The following is a 287-nucleotide window of genomic DNA, read 5'->3' on the forward strand; positions in this document are numbered from 1 at the left end:
GTCAGCGTCTCGGTTGGATGGAGATCGCCGAACATCTTGGACGAATTACAGGCGGAAAGCGCCGATACCACCACCAGCAGTGACGCCACCCCCAATGGGGCGGGCGCAAAGAACGACTTGAATTTCAGCGCACCCAACAACAATTCTCCATCACATCCCCGCAACTTGCGCTGGGCCGCAAAACCGGTAAACCAGCTTGCATGCCGATGCAACAAGGCCAAATCAAACAACAGGTCCCCGGGAGACCACCCTCAATGTTCCAGCGCCTTTTTGGCCGCGAACGCAAT

The 287-nt window shown here is 56.8% G+C and carries 1 pseudogene; it reads right to left on the minus strand.

The window, feature by feature from the left end:
* Positions 1-230: pseudogene (locus EN818_RS34210) on the minus strand (outer membrane protein assembly factor BamE); the annotation flags it as partial.
* Between the last annotated feature and the right edge of the window lie 57 nt (positions 231-287).

This window comes from Mesorhizobium sp. M3A.F.Ca.ET.175.01.1.1 (assembly GCF_004791945.1).
GTDB lineage: Bacteria > Pseudomonadota > Alphaproteobacteria > Rhizobiales > Rhizobiaceae > Mesorhizobium.